The organism is Bacillus sp. EB106-07-01-XG149, assembly GCF_058791555.1.
This window is the reverse complement of record NZ_JBYTDP010000002.1, coordinates 44,811-64,489: the sequence shown is the minus strand read 5'-3', so window position 1 is coordinate 64,489 and position 19,679 is coordinate 44,811. Positions and strand designations below refer to the sequence as shown.

Annotated in this window: 14 protein-coding genes and 1 pseudogene; 11 read left to right on the top strand and 4 right to left on the bottom strand. The window is 32.4% G+C overall.

Annotation, left to right across the window (positions count from 1 at the left end; all coding sequences use genetic code 11):
• The first annotated feature begins 14 nt into the window (after positions 1–14).
• Entirely contained in the window at positions 15–1,001 is a 987-nt protein-coding gene (locus AC3WTA_RS06320) for a choloylglycine hydrolase family protein (RefSeq protein WP_000337609.1), read from the top strand.
• Between the two features lie 503 nt (positions 1,002–1,504).
• On the opposite strand, the gene AC3WTA_RS06315 is transcribed toward AC3WTA_RS06320, so the two are convergent.
• Complete coding sequence (locus tag AC3WTA_RS06315; protein ID WP_000461129.1) at positions 1,505–1,690, bottom strand: hypothetical protein; 186 nt, start codon at positions 1,688–1,690, stop codon at positions 1,505–1,507.
• A 482-nt stretch (positions 1,691–2,172) separates the two neighbouring features.
• Here AC3WTA_RS06315 and AC3WTA_RS06310 point away from each other — a divergent pair, with 482 nt between their 5' ends.
• The gene (locus AC3WTA_RS06310) at positions 2,173–4,956 is read left to right on the top strand and encodes a dynamin family protein (RefSeq protein WP_492332850.1); all 2,784 of its coding nucleotides are present in this window, start codon (positions 2,173–2,175) and stop codon (positions 4,954–4,956) included.
• A gap of 98 nt (positions 4,957–5,054) precedes the next feature.
• On the opposite strand, the gene AC3WTA_RS06305 is transcribed toward AC3WTA_RS06310, so the two are convergent.
• From AC3WTA_RS06305 to AC3WTA_RS06295, 3 genes are all read right to left on the bottom strand, one after another.
• Positions 5,055–6,974, bottom strand: a complete 1,920-nt coding sequence (locus tag AC3WTA_RS06305; RefSeq protein ID WP_000791057.1) for an LTA synthase family protein — start codon at positions 6,972–6,974, stop codon at positions 5,055–5,057.
• Between the two features lie 464 nt (positions 6,975–7,438).
• Complete coding sequence (locus tag AC3WTA_RS06300; protein ID WP_492332849.1) at positions 7,439–8,776, bottom strand: NAD(P)/FAD-dependent oxidoreductase; 1,338 nt, start codon at positions 8,774–8,776, stop codon at positions 7,439–7,441.
• Between the two features lie 265 nt (positions 8,777–9,041).
• A complete protein-coding gene (locus AC3WTA_RS06295; protein WP_000770996.1) occupies positions 9,042–9,845 on the bottom strand; it encodes a cell wall hydrolase in 804 nt (267 codons plus the stop codon).
• A 455-nt stretch (positions 9,846–10,300) separates the two neighbouring features.
• Between AC3WTA_RS06295 and AC3WTA_RS06290 the strand changes: the two are divergent.
• From AC3WTA_RS06290 to pdxR, 9 genes and pseudogenes are all read left to right on the top strand, one after another.
• Positions 10,301–10,741: pseudogene (locus AC3WTA_RS06290) on the top strand (PPC domain-containing protein); the annotation flags it as partial.
• Between the two features lie 177 nt (positions 10,742–10,918).
• Positions 10,919–11,899 (top strand): phosphatidylinositol-specific phospholipase C, encoded by a 981-nt coding sequence (locus tag AC3WTA_RS06285; RefSeq protein WP_000066273.1) that lies wholly within the window; start codon positions 10,919–10,921, stop codon positions 11,897–11,899.
• Positions 11,900–12,130: 231 nt separating this feature from the next.
• Positions 12,131–13,846, top strand: coding sequence for a methyl-accepting chemotaxis protein (locus tag AC3WTA_RS06280; protein ID WP_000008153.1), 1,716 nt, complete (start codon positions 12,131–12,133; stop codon positions 13,844–13,846).
• A 229-nt stretch (positions 13,847–14,075) separates the two neighbouring features.
• On the top strand, positions 14,076–15,485 hold the full coding sequence (locus tag AC3WTA_RS06275) for a glycoside hydrolase family 1 protein (protein WP_070169052.1): 1,410 nt from the start codon (positions 14,076–14,078) through the stop codon (positions 15,483–15,485).
• 30 nt (positions 15,486–15,515) lie between these two features.
• Positions 15,516–16,223, top strand: coding sequence for a GntR family transcriptional regulator (locus AC3WTA_RS06270; RefSeq protein ID WP_001274906.1), 708 nt, complete (start codon positions 15,516–15,518; stop codon positions 16,221–16,223).
• Between the two features lie 214 nt (positions 16,224–16,437).
• Positions 16,438–16,629 (top strand): hypothetical protein, encoded by a 192-nt coding sequence (locus AC3WTA_RS06265; RefSeq protein WP_000575326.1) that lies wholly within the window; start codon positions 16,438–16,440, stop codon positions 16,627–16,629.
• Positions 16,630–16,682: 53 nt separating this feature from the next.
• Complete coding sequence (bshB2, locus tag AC3WTA_RS06260) at positions 16,683–17,363, top strand: bacillithiol biosynthesis deacetylase BshB2 (RefSeq protein ID WP_033657741.1); 681 nt, start codon at positions 16,683–16,685, stop codon at positions 17,361–17,363.
• 23 nt (positions 17,364–17,386) lie between these two features.
• Positions 17,387–18,160, top strand: coding sequence for an alpha/beta fold hydrolase (locus AC3WTA_RS06255; RefSeq protein WP_000273706.1), 774 nt, complete (start codon positions 17,387–17,389; stop codon positions 18,158–18,160).
• Positions 18,161–18,227: 67 nt separating this feature from the next.
• Positions 18,228–19,661 carry a MocR-like pyridoxine biosynthesis transcription factor PdxR gene (gene pdxR / locus AC3WTA_RS06250; protein ID WP_078183242.1) on the top strand — a complete coding sequence of 478 codons (1,434 nt, stop codon included), beginning with the start codon at positions 18,228–18,230 and terminating at the stop codon, positions 19,659–19,661.
• The last annotated feature ends 18 nt before the right edge of the window (positions 19,662–19,679 follow it).

The following is a 19,679-nucleotide window of genomic DNA, read 5'->3' as shown; positions in this document are numbered from 1 at the left end:
ACGGGGTGTTCTTTATGTGTACTAGTTTGACATTACAGACAAAAAACGGTCAGCATCTTTTTGCAAGAACGATGGACTTCACATTAGATTTGAATCAAGAAGTAATAGTGATTCCTCGACATTATCAGTGGAATAATATAACTGGTGAAATTATTAATACGAAACATGCTACGGTCGGAATGGGGATTAATCATCACGGAAGGGTCATTATGGCGGACGGAGTAAATGAAGCAGGTATGACATGTGCAACACTCTATTTTCCAGGATTCGCTTCTTATAGTCAAAACATAGATGACAACAAAACGAATTTGGCTCCGTTTGATTTTGTGACTTGGAGTCTGACACAATTCAATTCTGTCAAAGAGTTAAAGAAATCTGTGGATAGCCTTACCTTTTTGGATATACCATTGCCGGATTTAGGACTTACGCCACCATTACATTGGATTTTAGCGGATAAATGGGGAGATTGTATTGTACTGGAGCCGACAAATGAAGGATTAAAAATGTATGACAACCCACTAGGAGTGATGACGAATAGTCCGGAGTTTAATTGGCATTTGCAAAATTTAAGACAATATATAGGCCTTAAATCGCAGCCATTCGTGCCAACTGAGTGGAGTAACTTGCCATTAAGTGCTTTTGGTCAGGGCTCAGGTTCAATGGGACTTCCAGGGGATTTCACCCCGCCATCAAGGTTTGTGCGGGCGGCATATGGCAAACAAAACATTCAAGGTATAGATAGTGAAGAAGAGGGAGTATCGGCCCTATTTCATATTTTATCAAATTGCGAGGTTCCTAAAGGCGGAGTAATAACAGAAGAAGGTGCATTAGATAATACCATTTATACAAGCGTAATGTGTATGGAGTCCGTAACATATTATTATCATACCTACGATTGTAGACAAATTATAGCTATTCATTTATTTCATGAAAATTTAGATACAGATGAGATTAAAGCCTATTCGTTCCAGCGGAAACAAAAAATATTTTATGAAAACTAAGTTGCTTTGAAACTGCGTTTGGTAAATTTTAAAATATATATAATAGAGCAATAATGTCTATAAAAATTAGGGATCGGAAGGGATATAATTGATAATCTAATAAGTAACCTGAATAAATATCCCTTAAGAGAAAATAGACGTAAAATATTCAAGGTATTATATAAATTCAAGCCAATGACTCCAACCAGTAAAATTCTGCTGGTAGGAGCATTAGCTAAGAAACTTATTTTTTATTAAACTAGCTTTTATTTCTTCTAGAAGGTCCATTAAAGTGCTATTAGGTAAAGTAAACATGGAAGTACTTTATTTATAAATAGTAAAGAACAAAAAAGGTATGGAAAATATCCATACCTTTTTTGTTCTTCCATTATCTATGTATAAAAAAGCGCCGTATATCAGCACTTTTTAAAAATACGTGGGTTGTATAAGAAAGATTTATATAATAACTATGCAAGGTCTAATATAGATTCTTATTTGATTAATTGTTATAAGAGTCTATAAGGTTATTTATTTTTATTATTATTAATTTTTTCCGTATATAACACCTGTTCTTTATAGTGTTTTTTAATTGGGAAAGTATGTGTACCAGAGCCGTTTTTGAAAGTTTTATTGATGGGATTTTTTAGCGGGATTGTTGTAGTTTCAGTAAATTCATATGGGTAGTTTATTTTAGATTTATCTTCAAACATGAAAATGCCTCCTTTTAGGATTTCCTGAATTCTTTACTATAACATGATATGCATATAGATTTTTTTTGGACTAGTTATTTATATAGGTTAATGGAATTAAATTACGTAACTACTGAAATATTTCAAAGGAAAACAATGTGAGAAATATATGATAATGCTTCTTTTATTTATTAGGGAAGGAAATATTGCATATATATTCGTTATAAATTGTTTTTATAATATGGTTTATATAGACTTTTCCTGATAATATAATGCGGGAGATTATAGTGTTATTAGGTTATTAGGAACATTTAATGCTGTTTCACAACTGAAAGGAAAATGAAAAAAAACTGAAACTTTTCTCATAAAAATTCAATCTAACTTGAAAAATGAAAGGAAAATGAAATTTTCCAAAAGATATTCTTTGTTAAGATAAAAAGCATACATACAAAAAGTATTGACATATCTTAAAAATGTATTTTCAAGATATAGTGGGGGAAAAGATGAGAGTAGAAAAACAATTAATAAAAAAGATGTATTATGAAACATTCCTAATGGAGAATGAAACAAAACCACCTATTGATGTACTTGGAGAAGTTTATGTAAACGAAGAAAGAAATGAGATTTCTGATGGATCTTACATTCGTTTTGCACAAGGTGAATTTTATTATCACCATCAAGATTTTGAAGCAGCTATTTTTAAATGGGAGAAAGTTAGTAATGAATTAGCACCATGGGCACAAAAAAATATTGCCGATGCTTATTTCGAGCTTAATCAATTACCAGTTGCTGAAAATGTTTATACTTCCATTACTACTGATAATATAATATTGATGACGGAGATTAGATTACAATTACTTTCTCTTTACATAGAGCAAAATAATTTTGACTCTGCTTTCGCTGTTATTAAAGAAGCAGTTTCTTTAAATCCGGATTATCCAAATGTCACAAAAATTGCCCGTTCCTTTTATGAGGAGCAGCAAGATTTTGATAGTGCAGTAGAGCTTGCTGTGAATGAGTTAATTCGAACAGAATCTTATCCGTGGTTTGAGGTTTTAAAAGGATATATCGATAAAAGATTTACTAAACATATTTCACCAGATTATTTTTATGAAGTATTAGTTACGTTAAATAATGTAGATCAAGTACAATTTACGCAAATGGTTTCATCACTTTGGAATAGTTATAAAAACGAACAAAATTACTTATCATGGCTTAACACAATAAATGAATTTTTCTTACATATTGAAATACATTCGTCCGATATATGGGACAAAATTTCTTCTCTTTACGAAGGAACGTACTTTGAATTAATTCAAGGTCAATATATCCTTAAACAATTGCACGATATCATTCCAAACTTGTTAACAAATTGGTTAAAGGTTGTCAATCCATCTTATGCTGTATTTCCATCTGCAGCTGTATTGGCATGGGATGAGATTTTCCCTTCCGAAATAGATTCAGCAAAGATAAAACATGCTGAAAACCTGTTGTTATATTCTATTAATCATGTGAACGGCTTAGAGTATAGTTTGCATCTTTTTGAATCTATTACAGAGTGGGCACAAAAGCATAATATAGAAATGGGTCACCGATTTAGATGGTTAGTTGGCGAGCTCGCAGATTTAAGCACAAATCGCATTTTAGTAACGGGAACTTCAGGAAACGGAAAAACTACATTTATTAACTCTATAATAGGAGAAAATATATTAGAAAAAACAATTTCAAATGTAGTAGTTTTAAAAAATGATGCGCATACAGAAATTAACGCCATAACAGACTTAGCAATTACAACAACTGAAGATGTCTCGGATTACCATAATATGATGTCTCAGCACCATCAAACATATAGAGATAGAGCATGTGTTGAATTTAAATTACCATGCAGATTTTTAAGTGAAAATAAACTTACATTTGTAGTTACACCTGGATTTAATAGGAATAACGATACTAGAGATGAAGTATTCGAATATTTGAATTCTGCAGACGAATTACTATTCGTATTGAATGCGGATTCACCTTTTACTGACAAAGAACGTGATATTCTATTAAGCATTCAAGAACATACACCAAATTTACAAATTCATTTCTTATTAAATAAAATCGATAACATTTACAGTGATGCAGAAGTGAAAAGAGTATTACATGATACGCAAGCGAGAATAAACACATATTTCCCGCATGCGAGAATTTTCCCTTACTCTTCGTTATATACAAGTAGTCAACAATTAAATGATTTAACTGAGTTTATTCATTTTAACTTTAATCATAAAAATGTCGATGCAGAACGTACGGAAAAGCTATTGTTTTTCATTCGAAAAACAATTAAATATCTATTGGATAAACGCGTTGAGAAAGAAAACAAATTAGTGGATTCTATTCATTGGAATGAAGATATGCTAGTGAAACTAAATGGTAGCATTAATAATCTTACTACTTTTGAGAAGGAAAAAATTCATTTCATTACAAAATCATATCGCACAATGAAAATGGAAATTACGAATGAACTTACTGAAAATATTCCGAAGATATTACAGAGTTGTTCGGATTTAATTAGTGAAGAAAGCGATTTCGGGCACATTGATACGGAACTAAATAAAGCGATGAATGAAAGAGTACATAAATATTTAGAACAAACTGTATTACCTAATTTTGCTCTTTCTATGCAAAATTGGATTGCGATTTCTAATAATGAGCTCCTTCAAAGTCAATCGTACCTAGAAGAACTTAGTGAAGGACTTAATTCTTTATTTGGAGAAAATCGAATACAGTTAGAATGTGATTTTAAAGTGCTTGATGACTGGCGCAGAGATACTGACAGAATGACGACTAGAATACAAATGGATGAAGTAAATATTTTACGTCGCTTTACGCCAGCACAATTTTTACTGAAAAGTGCCGGTAAATTATTTGGAGTTCTTCCTAAAAACAAAGGTATGCTATATAACAAATACAAACAGTATGTAGAAAATGAAGATTATACCGAGGTAACGGCTTCTATTATGAAGAAATTTTTCTTGCAATTTGAGCTGTTTGAAAACACGCAAGAGCGAGATATTAACATATTCTTTAGGAATCCATTTAACTCCTTGAAACAAGCTGTAGAAAACACTCATTTAGAAATACAAGAAAAACAAGAGATGTTACATAAGATGAAATCACAACCTGAAGTTTATCATGATTCTATCATGCTCTTTGAATTGAGATTACGTCAATGTGAAGTGATTTTAAATATAGGTGATGATCATACCTATACAGATGAAACTTTAGAAACAAGCGTAGAATAAAAGTAACATATACGAGGTTTTTATATGACATTGCATCATATGTTATACGATAGTAAAAGGGAGCAACTTATTACAGTTGCTCCCTTTTACTATTTAGATTATTTTTCAGTCTCTTTAATTTTAGTTTGTACTTCGCCAGTTTTAATTTTATTACTTTCTGAGAAACGTAATAAATCGCCTTCAATAATTTTGTCAGACATTCGTAATTCATTTTGTGCACGATTAATGAGTGCTTGTGCTTCTTTTTTTGGTAAATCTACAATTTTACCTGTTATGCGGTCATAGAAAGTGTTGTTTGTGTATGCATACTTCTCTGTAATAAAGCTACCATCACGTAAAACAACAAAACCGGTATATTCATCTGAAAACATATCATGACCAAAACGGATATCTTTCGTAGTATCAATCCCAAGTAAGTTTAGAATAGTAGGTTTCATATCGATTTGTCCCGTAGGCTTTGAAATCGTTTGACCTTCTGTTTGTCCAGGCATATGAATATATAAAGGTGTACGTTGTAAATTTAAAGTATCAAATTCTGTTATTTGATCTTTTTCTAAAAACTGTGCCATTGCGCGATTATGTTTTTCAGAAATGCCATAATGATCACCGTACAACACAATAATAGAATCATCATACATTCCCTCGGCCTTTAAACGCTCAATAAATTTTTTAATTGATTCGTCTAAGTAACGTGCTGTTACGATATAACGATCAAATACGCCATTACCAGAGTTGTATGGTTCAATGAATTTTGTATCTTCATCATACGTAAATGGATAATGGTTCGTTAAAGTAAGGAAACGAGCATAAAAGGGTTGGTCAACAGTTTTTAATATATCTACTGATTGATCAAAGTATTCGATATCTTTTAATCCCCAATTTAAATTTGTTTCGGGCGTAATTTTGTAATCAAGTTCATTATAGTAACGATCATAACCGAGAGCAGAGTACATAATGTTACGATTCCAAAATGTTGCGTTATTCGCATGGAATACAGAAGTGAAATAACCTTGCTGACGTAAAATTTCTGGAGTCGCAGTATAATCATTGTTACCGTGCGTGAAAAATACAGCTCCTCGATTTAATGGATACAGCGACGTATCGATTAGAAATTCAGAATCGGATGTTTTTCCTTGCCCAGTTTGGTGGAAAAAGTTATCGAAGTAATAGCTTTCATTTATGAATTCATTCAAGAATGGTGTAATTTCTTGACCGTTAACTGATGCGCCTATTAAAAAGGTTTGTAGGGATTCAAGAGTGACAACAATTACGTTTTTTCCTTTTGCTGCACCAAACATGTTAGGGTTTGGCTCACTTTGGTTTGCCTTTACGTAGTTTTCAGTTTCTTGTAATTTACTACTATCAGCAAGTGCTTTTTGTGATCCTGCTTTTACTTGTAGTGTTAAATCATATACTTGATGAGTGTATAGTCCTAAATTTTTAACAAGCATGACTCGGTCGAATGATCTGGTTAATAGTTCAGGTCGTTCTTTTTCTGCAAGGTGTAGATTCGCAAAAAATACACCAATTGTTAAGAGAAAATATAACAAGCGTGCCGGATGAGTTACACGTCCTGTTTGGAAGACGAGTGCCTTCTTCTTTAACAAAATAAAGAAGAAAATAATGTCTACGAAAGCGAGTATAATTTTATAGTTCAATATTTCTATAATACTGCCGCCTAATTGGCCAAAGTTTGATGTTTGTCCAAGTACTGGTAACGTAACGAAATCACTATAAAAATCATAGAACATTACATTCCCAACAAGTACGATTGTTAGTAAGAGATTAATACATAGCGCTATATAATTTCGTTTTTCCCCAGTTGCAAATAATGCTAATCCGACAAAAGCTAATGATGCAGCGAGAGGGCTAATAAACAAAATAAGCTCTTGTGTAGAAGACTCAATTTTTAAATCGAAACTGAATCTTGTAATAAGATATGTTTTTAACCATACTGCTAAAGCAATTATTAAAACAAAGCTTATATTTTGCATTTGTAAATTAATTTTATTTTTCATTTTTACACCTTCTTTATATAATTTATTTAACTTGTGTTATATATTATATTTTCATAACTATTAGAGTGTAATGAACCATTTAATGGTTTCTAAAGGTAATAATATAAAGTATTCATATACGTACAATGGGGAATTTTAAAGCGCAAATCTATTTTTTGAAATAGAACAGAAAAAGTCATAGTTGTAGTAAAAATACTTATAGACATCCTAACATATTAAACACTATGATGATGTTACAAAATATCGAACAAATGAAAGGGGAAATGAATAGAGGCTTTTAAAACTGTTGACATTCAATTTGTTAGAATTGAATGTCGATAGTTTTACCATACATAGTTATGTTAAATATGTATCTCGTGAAATCCCGATTCTTGGTGGGATAATCATTAGCGTTGGAAAGATAAGGTACATAAATAAAGCGTTATGGAAGTTAAAATATTTGATTGCTATCTTAATGAAAGAAATTAAATATGAGATAAATATTTTCCAACATACAACCCACTTGCAGCAGCTTGAGATAATGAATGAGTGACGCCTGAACAATCTCCAACTAAAAATAGTCCATGTACACTTGTTTCAAAATGGTTATTGATTTTTATCGTAGGAGCATAAAACTTTCCGTCAATTCCATATAATAAAGTATCTTTATCGATCGGTTCTTGGATAAATTGTTCTAAGCGTAATAAAAATTCTTTAAGTCCTTCAATATATAATGGAGGAATTTCTGTATTCAAATCTCCATAACTTCCTTGTAGTGTAGGCTGTATACGGTTATGTTTCATGTCGTTCGCTGTTGTAGGCTGTTTATTTAGTAAGTCCTCTAAGCGCTGTATAACAATCCGATCTCGTCCTTGGTTAATGCTTTTAATAATTGAACTTGCGTATATATTTGCTTCTTTGAGAGTTGAAAAATAGCGCGGGATAAATAAAGTGAAATTTAAGTTAGGTGTGCCAGTTCCTTTCTCTCGAAAATTTTGACCGTCAGGCATAACTAAACCTTCTTCGTACTTTCTAATGATGCGTCCTTTTGGATTCATACAGTACGTAGTTGCTGTGAAGTGTTCATGCTCATAAGAAAGTTTTGTCTCAAATGTATCTTTTAATATAGAACGTAATTGGTGTTCTTTCATCTCTACTCTAATCCCTAAATCTACACGAGTTTGTTCCTGAGAAATATTTAGAGAAGTGCACATTTCTTTTAACCAATCCGCTCCGGAACGCCCAGTTGCAAATACTAGTTGCTTAGATTGAGCTATTCCTTCATTTGTCTCTATTGTAAAATAATCTTTCTGTTTCATAATATGTTGTACATCTATATGAAATTGGATATTTATTTTCGTAAGTAAAAATTCATAGAGCTGCTGAAAAATTTCACTTGAAAGGGTAGTGCCAAGATGCCTTACTTCTGTTGTTAGCATTTGTAAACCACACGCTTCAGCTCTCGTATTGAGAGTTGGATTTTCTGTAGAGTATTTTGAAACAGAACTCCCTCCGAACTGACATAGAATTTCATCTACTTCAGCCATGAGTTGTATAAAGCCTTCTTTACCGACTTTTTTCTCAAGTTCTCCGCCGAATCCGTTTGTATAATTAAATTTCCCTTCAGATTTTCCTAAACCACCAAACCCGAAATATTTATCACATGTAGTACAAGTACACACTTTTCCTTCGTATAAAGGACAATGGCGATCATTTAGCGCTTTACCTTTATCAAGAATTAAAACCTTTTTGTTACTTTTAGCTAGTGAATAAGCCATAAAAATGCTACTTACTCCAGCGCCGATAATTGTAACATCATACATATTCTTTCACCTGCTAACGAATAGTTTGTTTTTATGTTTCTAGTGTATAACAATTTTATGAAGTTAAGAAATAGCTTTTATTAATAAAGAGGGAGTTTTTGAACTTGATGCTTTTTTAATTTCTCCGAGTGGTGGGGTAAATACAAATGTTTTTATTTGAAAGAAGAAATAGTTTTAAATGAACACTATGTCATATGATTAATAAAATCTAACATATAAAAAAACAGACCTTTCAAGTGAAGAGGTCTGTTAATGATTTCAAATCTTATTTAGCAAACACATGGTTACCAATTACTGCTACTGTTTGACGTGTCGTAATCCATTTGTCTGTTGATGTTTTTGGATTATAGAAATAAAGCCAATCAGAATGTATGCCATTTGTGGAGATAGCTTCTTCTACTGCCATTTTTGCTTCTGGGCTTGCAGGCTGATTAATTCTTCCATCTGTAACAGGAGTAAAGGCATATCCGTATTTAATAGGTTCATAAATAACGCCTGTTATTGTATTTGGAAAACCTTTTGCGTTTACACGATTTAGTATAACTTTTGCTACAGCTACTTTACCTTTATAGGATTCGCCACCTGCTTCAGCGGTAACTAAGCGTGCCATTAAGTCTTTTTCTTTTTCTGTAATGCTTGAGTTAATTTTTAAATGTTGTCCTGTATAAAGCTTGTTTCCGGCTATATTGTTAATTTGTTTTATAGATTGAACGGTAACATTGTAACGCTTTGCTATCGTTTCTAATGAATCTCCCTGTTGTACTTGATAAATAATTTGTCTAGAAATGTTCGCAGGTTTGGGTTTGGCATTTTGACGAACGATGATTTCATTTGAGTTCGTGGACCCTGGAATATTTAACTGTTCACCAATAAAGGTTTGATCGTTTCCTTTATTATTAGCCTGTTTAATGGATTGTATTGAAACCCCGTATTGTTTACTAATGCCCCAAAGTGTATCATTCTTTTTTACTGTATGAATGGTAGATGCTTCAGCTGTACTTTGATGACATACGAATGTAATTGCAGCTGCAGATATAGGGATTATATGTTTTATTTTTAATAATTTCATTGTAAATCCTCCTAGCAAAAATAAGGTGAAACTGTTAAGTAATGTAGTTCAGAATGTCTATACATAATATTTCAATATAAGTATATTAGCACGTATAAAATAAATAATCATCATAAGTTTCTTATTTATGCAGTGTAGAGTCCGAATATGAAATATTGCATATGAAAATACATTGAAGTTCATATTGCTGATTACTATAATCTATTTAGTAGAAAGGGAATATGTTATATAAAAATCATTATAGACTAATATAAGGATTAAATATTATTAATAATAGGAGTGATGTAATGAATATATTTAAAAGAATATCTGTTTCAGCTGTAATTATTTCAATATTTTTAGGAATAGGGGACACGGTCAATATTGTAAATGCTGATTCTATAGAACAGCAGAGTAAATTAGGGATAGAACAAGAAACAGATAAGCAAATCATTGTAAAATTCAATGCGGATTTGAAATTACCATATGCAGATAAGATTGGTGTTTTACCAGATTTGAAGTCTATACTAGTAAACTTAGGGTATGAACAAAGAGAACCGAACGGTGGGAATGAGTTACAAGTAACAGAAAATGAACCAAATAATGAACGTAGACAGGCAAATAAAGTTAACTTTCATACACCAATGAAAGGAACACTACATAATCGTGATAAGGTAGATGTATTTACTTTCCAAATTGACTCACCAGAAAATATTAATATTTCTCTACTAAATGAACAAAACATTGGAATGACATGGGTACTTCATCTTGAATCAGATTTAAACAACTATGTAGCACATGGTGAAAATGAAGGGAATGTAGTTAAAGGAACTTATAATGCAAAGCCAGGTAAATATTATTTATATGTTTATAAGTATGAGAATAAAGATGGTTCATATATATTGAATATAAAATAAACGAAAGGAACTTCAGATGAAGTTCCTTTAAATTTTTCTAATTCAGTATATGTGAATGATTTTTTAACTTTACTTCTATGCAATATTTCATATTGATGAAATGTTATTTATTTTTTACTCACCAGATTATATTATATTCAATAAGTTTGATATAAAATAGAAAAAGGAGGAATAATAATGAGCAATAAGAAGTTTATTTTGAAATTATTCATATGTAGTATGATATTTATCACATCTGTATTTACTTTACATGATAAGCAAGTCGTTGCAGCTAGCTCTGTTATTGAACTTGAAAATTGGTCAAAATGGATGCAACCTATACCTGATAACATCCCGTTAGCACGAATTTCAATTCCAGGAACACATGATAGTGGTACGTTCAAATTACAAAATCCAATAAAGCAAGTATGGGGAATGACGCAAGAGTATGATTTTCGTTATCAAATGGATCATGGAGCTCGCATTTTTGATATAAGAGGCCGTTTAACAGATGATAATACGATAGTTCTTCATCATGGGCCATTATATCTTTATGTAACACTGCACGAATTCATAAACGAAGCGAAACAATTTTTAAAAGATAACCCAAGTGAAACAATTATTATGTCTTTAAAAAAAGAGTATGAGGATATGAAAGGGGCAGAAGGTTCATTTAGTAATACGTTTGAAAAAAATTATTTTGTTGATCCTATCTTTTTAAAAACAGAAGGAAATATAAAACTTGGAGATGCTCGAGGGAAAATTGTACTACTAAAAAGATATAGTGGTAGTAATGAATCTGGAGGATATAATAATTTTTATTGGCCAGATAATGAGACGTTTACTACAACTGTAAATCAAAATATAAATGTAACAGTACAAGATAAATATAAAGTGAGTTATGATGTGAAAGTAAAATCGATTAAAGATACGATCAATGAAACGATGAACAATAGTGAGGATTTAAATCATCTATATGTTAATTTTACAAGCTTGTCTTCTGGTGGTACAGCATGGAATAGCCCATATTATTATGCCTCTTATATAAATCCTGAAATTGCGGCATATATTAAACAAGAGAATCCAAAAAGAGTTGGTTGGGTGATCCAAGATTATGTTAGTGATAAGTGGTCACCGATTCTCTATCAAGAAGTTATAAGAACTAATAAGTCACTTTAATTTTCACCATAATTTCATAGAAACAATGTAACGCTATTAAAAGTCTTGTGGAATTCCCATAAGACTTTTTAGTATTTAATATTATGAGAGTCAAAGTTCTTTGAATAGGTTTATATAGTTAATATAATAATTTAATGCGGTTATAAAATCGACACGAAAAAATGTCGATAAATGTCGATTATTATTGTAATATAAAACATATAAGTATAATATACAGATGAGGTGGATTTATTGTCTTTTATTAAAAATAGTAAAATTGGAACGAAATTAAATGTGTTAGTCATTATATCGAGTTTGGCTTGTATCATGTTATCTTCTCTGGGGTTTTTAGGGCTTCAAAAAGGTGAAAATACATCGTCTAGTATGTATGACGAAAGGCTATTACCAATTGAATGGATAGGAACTGTAGAATCAAATTTTTACCATGTTAATATGAATTTTATGGAGATTATGATATCGAAAGATGAAAAAAGAATGAAAGAACTAATAACAGAAATGGATAAGACTAGGAAAGAAAATGATGAGTTATTAAAACAATTTGAAACTAGAATTAGTTCTCATAAAGAAAAGGGTTTGTATAATGCATTTCAAAGTCAATTCAAAGATTTAAGAATACAAATGAAGAAAGCACAGGACTTGGGACTGACTAATAATGAAGAAGCGTATAGCTATTATTTAAAAGAAATTGAGCCTAGTATGGGAAAAACAATTCAGTCTATTCGTGAACTTATTTTATATAATAATACCGCGGCTGAACAACTACAAAAAGAGAATATCAATAGTGTGAAAAATACAATAATAACATTTGTAATTATTTCATTTTTTGGAATCATAATAATTATTTTTATTGGTTTTATAATAAAAAATGTTATAAAAAAACCAATTTTATTATTACAAAAAGATATGGAACGAGTATCTGCTGGAGATTTAACAATTCGAACTTCTTATAAATCTGAGAACGAATTAGGCCATATTGTACAATCCTTTAATAGTATGTTAGATAACTTGCAACAATTAGTCGGTCAGGTGAAGGTTACAGCAAAAGAAGTGATTATTTCAACTGAAAATATGTTACAAGAGACAAAAACGGCAGCACATATATCAAACGAGGTTGTTCGAACTACTTCTGAAATAAATAAAGAAATAGATGGACAAGTGACTAGTATTCAAGAAAGTTCAACTGCGATGGAAGAAATTGCAACTGGAGTTCAAACAGTAGCTGAATCTTCAGCGATGGTTGCTGAAGTTGCTGTTGCAACAATAGACCAAGCAAATTCTGGTAGTGAAGTTATAAAACAATCTATTCGTCAAATGAATAGTGTGAATGAAGTTGTCGAAGAAACTTCTAAGGTCATTGATAGACTTGTTACACGTACACAACAAATTGAAGAAGCGCTAGATATTATTACTAATATTGCAGAACAAACGAATTTACTGGCCTTAAATGCTGCAATTGAGGCAGCACGCGCCGGAGAAAATGGAAAAGGATTTGCAGTAGTTGCAGCTGAAGTAAGAGGTCTGGCTGAGAAATCTAAAACGTCTGTAAATGATATAAATAATTTATTACGTTTTATACATGAAGATACACAGGATACAGTTCATGTAATGAAAAAAGGTCAACAACAGGCTAGTGGTGGTAAAGAAGCAGCATATAAGGCAGAACTCGCATTTTCATCTATTATGCAAGATATTAATAGAATAACGTCCCAAATTCAAGAAGTGTCTGCTGCCACAGAAGAAATGTCTGCTGGGACAGAAGAAGTGAATGCCTCTTTATCAATAGTTTCTGAAACTGCAACACAAGTCGCACAAGAAACGAATCGAACGGTACAATCAATTCAAGCACAAGCCACATTGATTCAAGAAATAACGACGAAATCTAATGAAATGAAAAAGAAAGTCGAAAATTTAGAAATGTTAATTTCACAATTCATTATTGAAGAATAAGTTTGTTAACATTTATCAGTAGTATAAACTTTAAGATACTCAATATAGTGCTGCGTTGCAAAATTTGAAAAGGACCTTCATAGGTTCTTTTTTGTATATGGTGTGAATGCTTTGTTTAATTATAGTGAAAAACAGAAACATATTATATAATGATCATTTAAATTTGTACCTATAAATTTTATATGTAATAATGAATTTAATTTATTCTAATGAAATTGAGGTATATACTATGAAGTTTCCACATGATTTTTTATTCGGAGCTGCTTCAGCTTCTTATCAAGTAGAAGGTGCATGGGATGAGGATGGAAAAGGTGTTACGAATTGGGATGAGTTTTCAAAAATTCCTGGAAAAACATACAATGGAACAAATGGTGATGTAGCGGTTGATCATTATCATCGATATAAGGAAGATGTTCGTTTAATGGCTGAGATGGGATTGGAATCGTATCGTTTTTCGATTTCTTGGGCGAGAATATTGCCGACTGGAGATGGAGAGGTAAATGAAAAAGGCATTAAATTTTATAACAATTTAATTGATGAATGTTTAAAGTACGGAATTGTACCGTTTGTCACTTTATATCATTGGGATCTACCATTACCGTTAGAAAAGGATGGTGGGTGGACGAATAAACGAACAGCAGATGCTTTTGTAAAGTATGCCGAAATTTGCTTTAAGGCATTTGGTGATAGAGTGAAACATTGGATTACTTTTAATGAAACAGTAATGTTTTGTGGATTAGGCTACTTAAAAGGTGCACATCCACCAGGAATACAAAATGATGTTCCAAAGTATTTTCAAGCGACTCATTATGTATTTTATGCGCATGCGAAAACAGTTGCGGTGTACAAGCAGCTGAAACAATATGGGGAGATTGGGATTACACATGTTTTCTTACCTGCTTATAGTGTGGATGATGAAAAAGAAAATATACTAGCAGCAAATCATGCGAATGAATATGAAACGTATTGGTATTATGATCCAGTTTTAAAAGGTGAGTATCCACCTTATGTTGTTCAACAATTAAAGGGAAAAGGGTGGACTCCTAATTGGACGGTTGAAGAATTAGAAATCATTAAACAAAATGCCGAAAAGAATGATTTTATTGGCTTGAATTATTATCAACCAATACGAGTAGAAAGATACGATATGGATATAAAGAGCGATGAGCATTCTCGAGAAAACTCAACACTTGCTCCAGGTAATGCTTCTTTTGATGGTTTTTATCAAACAGTAAAAATGGATGATAAAACATATACAAAATGGGGATGGGAAATATCTCCCGAAGGTTTCTTAGATGGATTGCATATGTTGAAAGAGCGTTACGGTGACATAAAGATGTATGTAACGGAAAATGGACTTGGTGATGAAGATCCAATCATTGAAGGAGAAGTTGTAGATGTTCCGAGAATTAAATTTATTGAAGAGCATTTAAAAGTAATAAAGCGTGCAATTGAAGAGGGAATCAATTTAAAAGGTTATTATGCATGGTCAGTGATTGATTTATTAAGTTGGTTAAATGGATATAAAAAGCAATACGGCTTTATTTTTGTCGATCATAATGATAACTTAAAACGTAAGAAAAAACTTTCGTTTCATTGGTATAAACATGTGATCGAAACGAGAGGAGAAGAGTTATAACAGATAAAAGAGTATTTTAGGAGAAAGTGTATGAGTGCAAAGTATAAACAAATTGCAGATGTGTTAGAGCAAAACATTCGAGATGGGCTTTTTAATGAAACGAAAAAACTACCTACAGAAGAAGCGTTGATGAATCGATTTGAAGTAAGCCGTAATACGATACGTAAAGTAATTAGTCAGCTTGTAAATAGAGGTTATATTTTTCAAGTGCAAGGTAGTGGTATGTTTTTACGCGAAACTTCTGTAACAGATTACATTAATTTAGGAAGTTTACGTGGATTAACGAAAAATCTCGTTTCGCAAAATATTGAAACGAAAGTGTTAGAGCTTGAAGTAATAGATGCGGACGAAGATATAGCAAAGCGGATGCAATGCGAAGCTGGAACTAGGATATATTTTTTGAAGCGTTTAAGAATTGTAGATGGTAAACCGTTCTCTATTGAAGTAAGTTATTTCAAAAAGGATATTATTCCATATTTAAATAAAGAAATAGCATTAAGCTCTGTATACAGTTATTTCATTGAAGATTTACGATTAAATATTGGCTTTGCCGATAAAGTTATTAGTTGTGAAAAAGTAAATAAAGAAAACGCGCAGCTGTTAGAATTAAAGGAAGGTGATCCGGCGCTTCTTATTGAAAATACAGTATGTCTTGTAAACGGGACAGCTTTCGAGTTATCTCAATCGATGTTTCATTATGAAAAGACTAAACTTTTAAATCGAATTAATTTCAAATAAAAAAAGAAAATAATTTATCGTGTGAAAAGCAACTGAGTCCAAAGTGATCAGTTGCTTTTTATTTTTAAAGTGGATGAGCAAAAAAACACAAAAGTGGTTGGTCCGTTTTTTGTAAACATCTATTATGATAAGAGAAGAAAGGTAGTATGTTATTAAAGTTTTAAAGAGGAAGTTCTTTATTAAAATAGATTGTCTTTAGAGAGGTGAAAATACAATGATTTTTGCAATTTCACTAGTGGTTATTATTGTAATTGGATCCCTGTTTGGGACCGTGTTAGTTGCACGAAATGTGGAGGAGAATTACGGCAAGTCTACAAAGAGAAATGTGAAAAACTTATCAACTATTTATATTCTTCTTCTTTTCGTACTACTTGTTGGGGTAACGTGGTATGCGGTAGTGATTTAATAGTTTTGAAAGAAAAAAGTTAATATTGTATATGATGGAGGAGTATGATTTTGATAAAAAATGAACGCCACGTTTTAATTGTTTTTCCGCATCCAGATGATGAGTCATATTGCGTGGCAGGTACAATTTTAGCTTATGCGCAGCGAAATGTTCCTCTTACTTATGTTTGCTTAACGTTAGGTGAAATGGGGAGAACGATGGGAAATCCTCCTTTTGCAACACGTGAATCATTAAATGTTATAAGAGAGAAGGAACTAAAGAGGGCTACAAATATTTTAGGGATTAAAGATGTACGTATGATGGGATATCGTGATAAAACCCTTGAATTTGAAACTCCCGGAGAGTTAAGACGTGTAATACAAAAATGTGTAGAAGAAGTGAATCCTTCATTGGTCATTTCTTTTTATCCAGGATATGCAGTACACCCAGATCACGATGCAACAGGAGAAGCGGTGGCCGAGGCGTTGGCTAATATTCCGGAATATAAAAGGCCAACATTTTATGCGGTAGCTTTTTCGAAGAATCATGAAGTGGAAATAGGTCCTCCACATTTTAAAAATGAAGTGAAAGAATATGTTCCCAAAAAGTTAGAGGCATTGCAAGCACATGCATCACAATTTGCGACGAAAGTAACGGAACTAAAAAGAGAGTATGAAGAAGGTGTCCCGGAAACAGTAGAGTGGTTAGAAAAGGAACCATTTTGGATATATTCATTCAAAGATAAGAGTAAGTGACGTTATAGCTGAAGGTGATGAATATGTATTTTAAATATAAGAATCGGAAAATTTCTTACAATATAGAAGGGTCGGGCCCTGTTATATTGTTATTACACGGTCTTGGTGGGAACGCAAACAATTGGCTATATCAAAGGCAATATTTCAAAGAGAATTGGACGGTGATTTCTCTTGATTTACCGGGGCATGGGAAATCTGAAGGGCTGGAAATTCCTTTTAAAGAATATGCAAATGTTTTGTATGAGTTATGCAGTTATTTAAAGCTACAAAAAGTAGTTATGTGTGGTCTTTCAAAAGGAGCTAGAGTCGGTATCGATTTTGCTATTCAATATCCAGGCTTTGCTTCTAGCTTAATTGTTGTAAATGCATTTCCCTATTTGGAGCCTGAAGATCGAAAAGAACGAATTGAAGTATATGATTTACTTAGCTTGCACGATAACGGAAAAACATGGGCGGATACATTATTGAAGGCGATGGGAGTAGCAGATAATGAAGTAATTGTCAGGGGATTTTATCAATCTTTACAGTCTATTAATTCGGTGCATATTCAAAGGTTATTTGCTGAATTAGTGGACTATGATCAAAGACCGTTTCTATCAAATATTTCATGTCCTACTTTAATTATAAGAGGGGAAAATGATGATTTTGTCCCTGAGAAATATGTAAGAGAGTTTGAACGACATTTGAAAAATACAACTTTCATTGAGTTGAAAAGTAGTGGGCATTTACCTTATTTAGAACAGCCGACTAGCTTTAATATGACTGTAAAAATGTTTTTAAATCATGCACTTAATTAATACTGTTATTACAGCCAATACTGTTATTAGGAAATCAAGTATATTTCGTTTTGAGAGGGGCAACAAGGTGGAATGGAAACCAAATCGTGCAGATAAGACGCCTGTATATAAACAAATAGCGGATTATATTGAAAGGGGTATTTCTTCAGGTGAGTTTCCTTCTGACAGCAAGTTACCTTCTGAGCGTACGTTAGCGAAAGAATTACAGGTGAACCGAAGTACGATAGTAGCTGCATATGAAGAATTAAAATCACTTGGAGTAGTAGAACGTCAAAAAGGAAGCGGGACACGGGTAAATACAGACATATGGGGTGTTTCACATAAACGAATACCGAACTGGGGTAGGTACGTTGAGGATGGATCGTTCTTACCTAATGTACCACTCGTTCAACAAATTAGAACGGAAACACAAAAAGACGACTTAATTAATTTAGCGAGTGGTGAATTGTCACCAGAATTAATTCCGAGTGATAGATTCCGAACGATTTTGTCGGAGAAAACATTTATGGAAAACCTCGGTTATGACCATCCACTTGGAAATGAAATGTTGAGAAAAACAATTGCAGCACATGTTCAGCAATATAAACAAATTGAAGCGGATTCGAATTCTATCCTTATTACATCGGGCGCACAACAGGCACTTAATCTTATCGTTCAATGCTTATTAAAACCTGGCGATGCGATTGCAATTGAGGACCCTTCGTATTGTTTCTCATTGCCGATGTTTAAATCCGCTGGCTTAAAAATATTCCATTTACCTGTTGATCAGCATGGAATGAATCCAGATGATTTAATTGATTTGCATAAAAAGCATCGTATTCGTATGGTATTTTTGAATCCAGATTATCAAAATCCAACTGGAACTGTGCTTTCATTGGCGAGACGTAAAAAGATTTTAGAACTGTCTTCTGAATTTGGAATACCGATTGTAGAAGATGATCCGTATAGTTTAACTTCATTTAATGGAGAAGTGAATCCAACATTAAAATCAATGGATCAAAACGGGAATGTTCTTTATATAAGTTCATTATCAAAAATTGTTGCATCAGGATTACGTATTGGCTGGGTAATTGGCCCTACGCGTGTAATAGAACGTTTAGCAGATGCGAAGCAGCAAGTTGATTTTGGCCATAGTGTATTTACGCAGTGGGTGGCAAATCAATTTTTAGAATCAGAAGATTTTCATGCACATATTACAATGCTTCGTGAGCAATTGAAAGACAGAAGAGATGTGTTAATTAGAAAGCTTAAAGAAATATTAGGGGACCAGGTTGAATTTTTTGTTCCAGAGGGTGGAATACATTTATGGTGCAAAGTGCAAGGAACGTTTGATGAATATCATTTACTAGGTGAATCTACACGAAATGGTGTAGCGTTTGTCCCAGGAAGTGTTTTAGGTACTAAAAGTGAATATATTCGTTTTACTTTTGGGAGAGTAGATGTCGAACAAATTCAACTGGGAATCACGAGGTTTGCGGAAACCTTAAACGAGATTTCATAATAGTGATGCATATTGAAA

Excerpts from the sequence above, each read along its gene's own strand:
- AC3WTA_RS06320 (WP_000337609.1), top strand. The coding sequence starts at position 15 with ATGTGTACTAGTTTGACATTACAGACAAAAAACGGTCAGCATCTTTTT.
- AC3WTA_RS06315 (WP_000461129.1), bottom strand. The coding sequence starts at position 1,690 with ATGTTTGAAGATAAATCTAAAATAAACTACCCATATGAATTTACTGAA.
- AC3WTA_RS06310 (WP_492332850.1), top strand. The coding sequence starts at position 2,173 with ATGAGAGTAGAAAAACAATTAATAAAAAAGATGTATTATGAAACATTC.
- AC3WTA_RS06305 (WP_000791057.1), bottom strand. The coding sequence starts at position 6,974 with ATGAAAAATAAAATTAATTTACAAATGCAAAATATAAGCTTTGTTTTA.
- AC3WTA_RS06300 (WP_492332849.1), bottom strand. The coding sequence starts at position 8,776 with ATGTATGATGTTACAATTATCGGCGCTGGAGTAAGTAGCATTTTTATG.
- AC3WTA_RS06295 (WP_000770996.1), bottom strand. The coding sequence starts at position 9,845 with ATGAAATTATTAAAAATAAAACATATAATCCCTATATCTGCAGCTGCA.
- AC3WTA_RS06285 (WP_000066273.1), top strand. The coding sequence starts at position 10,919 with ATGAGCAATAAGAAGTTTATTTTGAAATTATTCATATGTAGTATGATA.
- AC3WTA_RS06275 (WP_070169052.1), top strand. The coding sequence starts at position 14,076 with ATGAAGTTTCCACATGATTTTTTATTCGGAGCTGCTTCAGCTTCTTAT.
- AC3WTA_RS06270 (WP_001274906.1), top strand. The coding sequence starts at position 15,516 with ATGAGTGCAAAGTATAAACAAATTGCAGATGTGTTAGAGCAAAACATT.
- AC3WTA_RS06265 (WP_000575326.1), top strand. The coding sequence starts at position 16,438 with ATGATTTTTGCAATTTCACTAGTGGTTATTATTGTAATTGGATCCCTG.
- AC3WTA_RS06255 (WP_000273706.1), top strand. The coding sequence starts at position 17,387 with ATGTATTTTAAATATAAGAATCGGAAAATTTCTTACAATATAGAAGGG.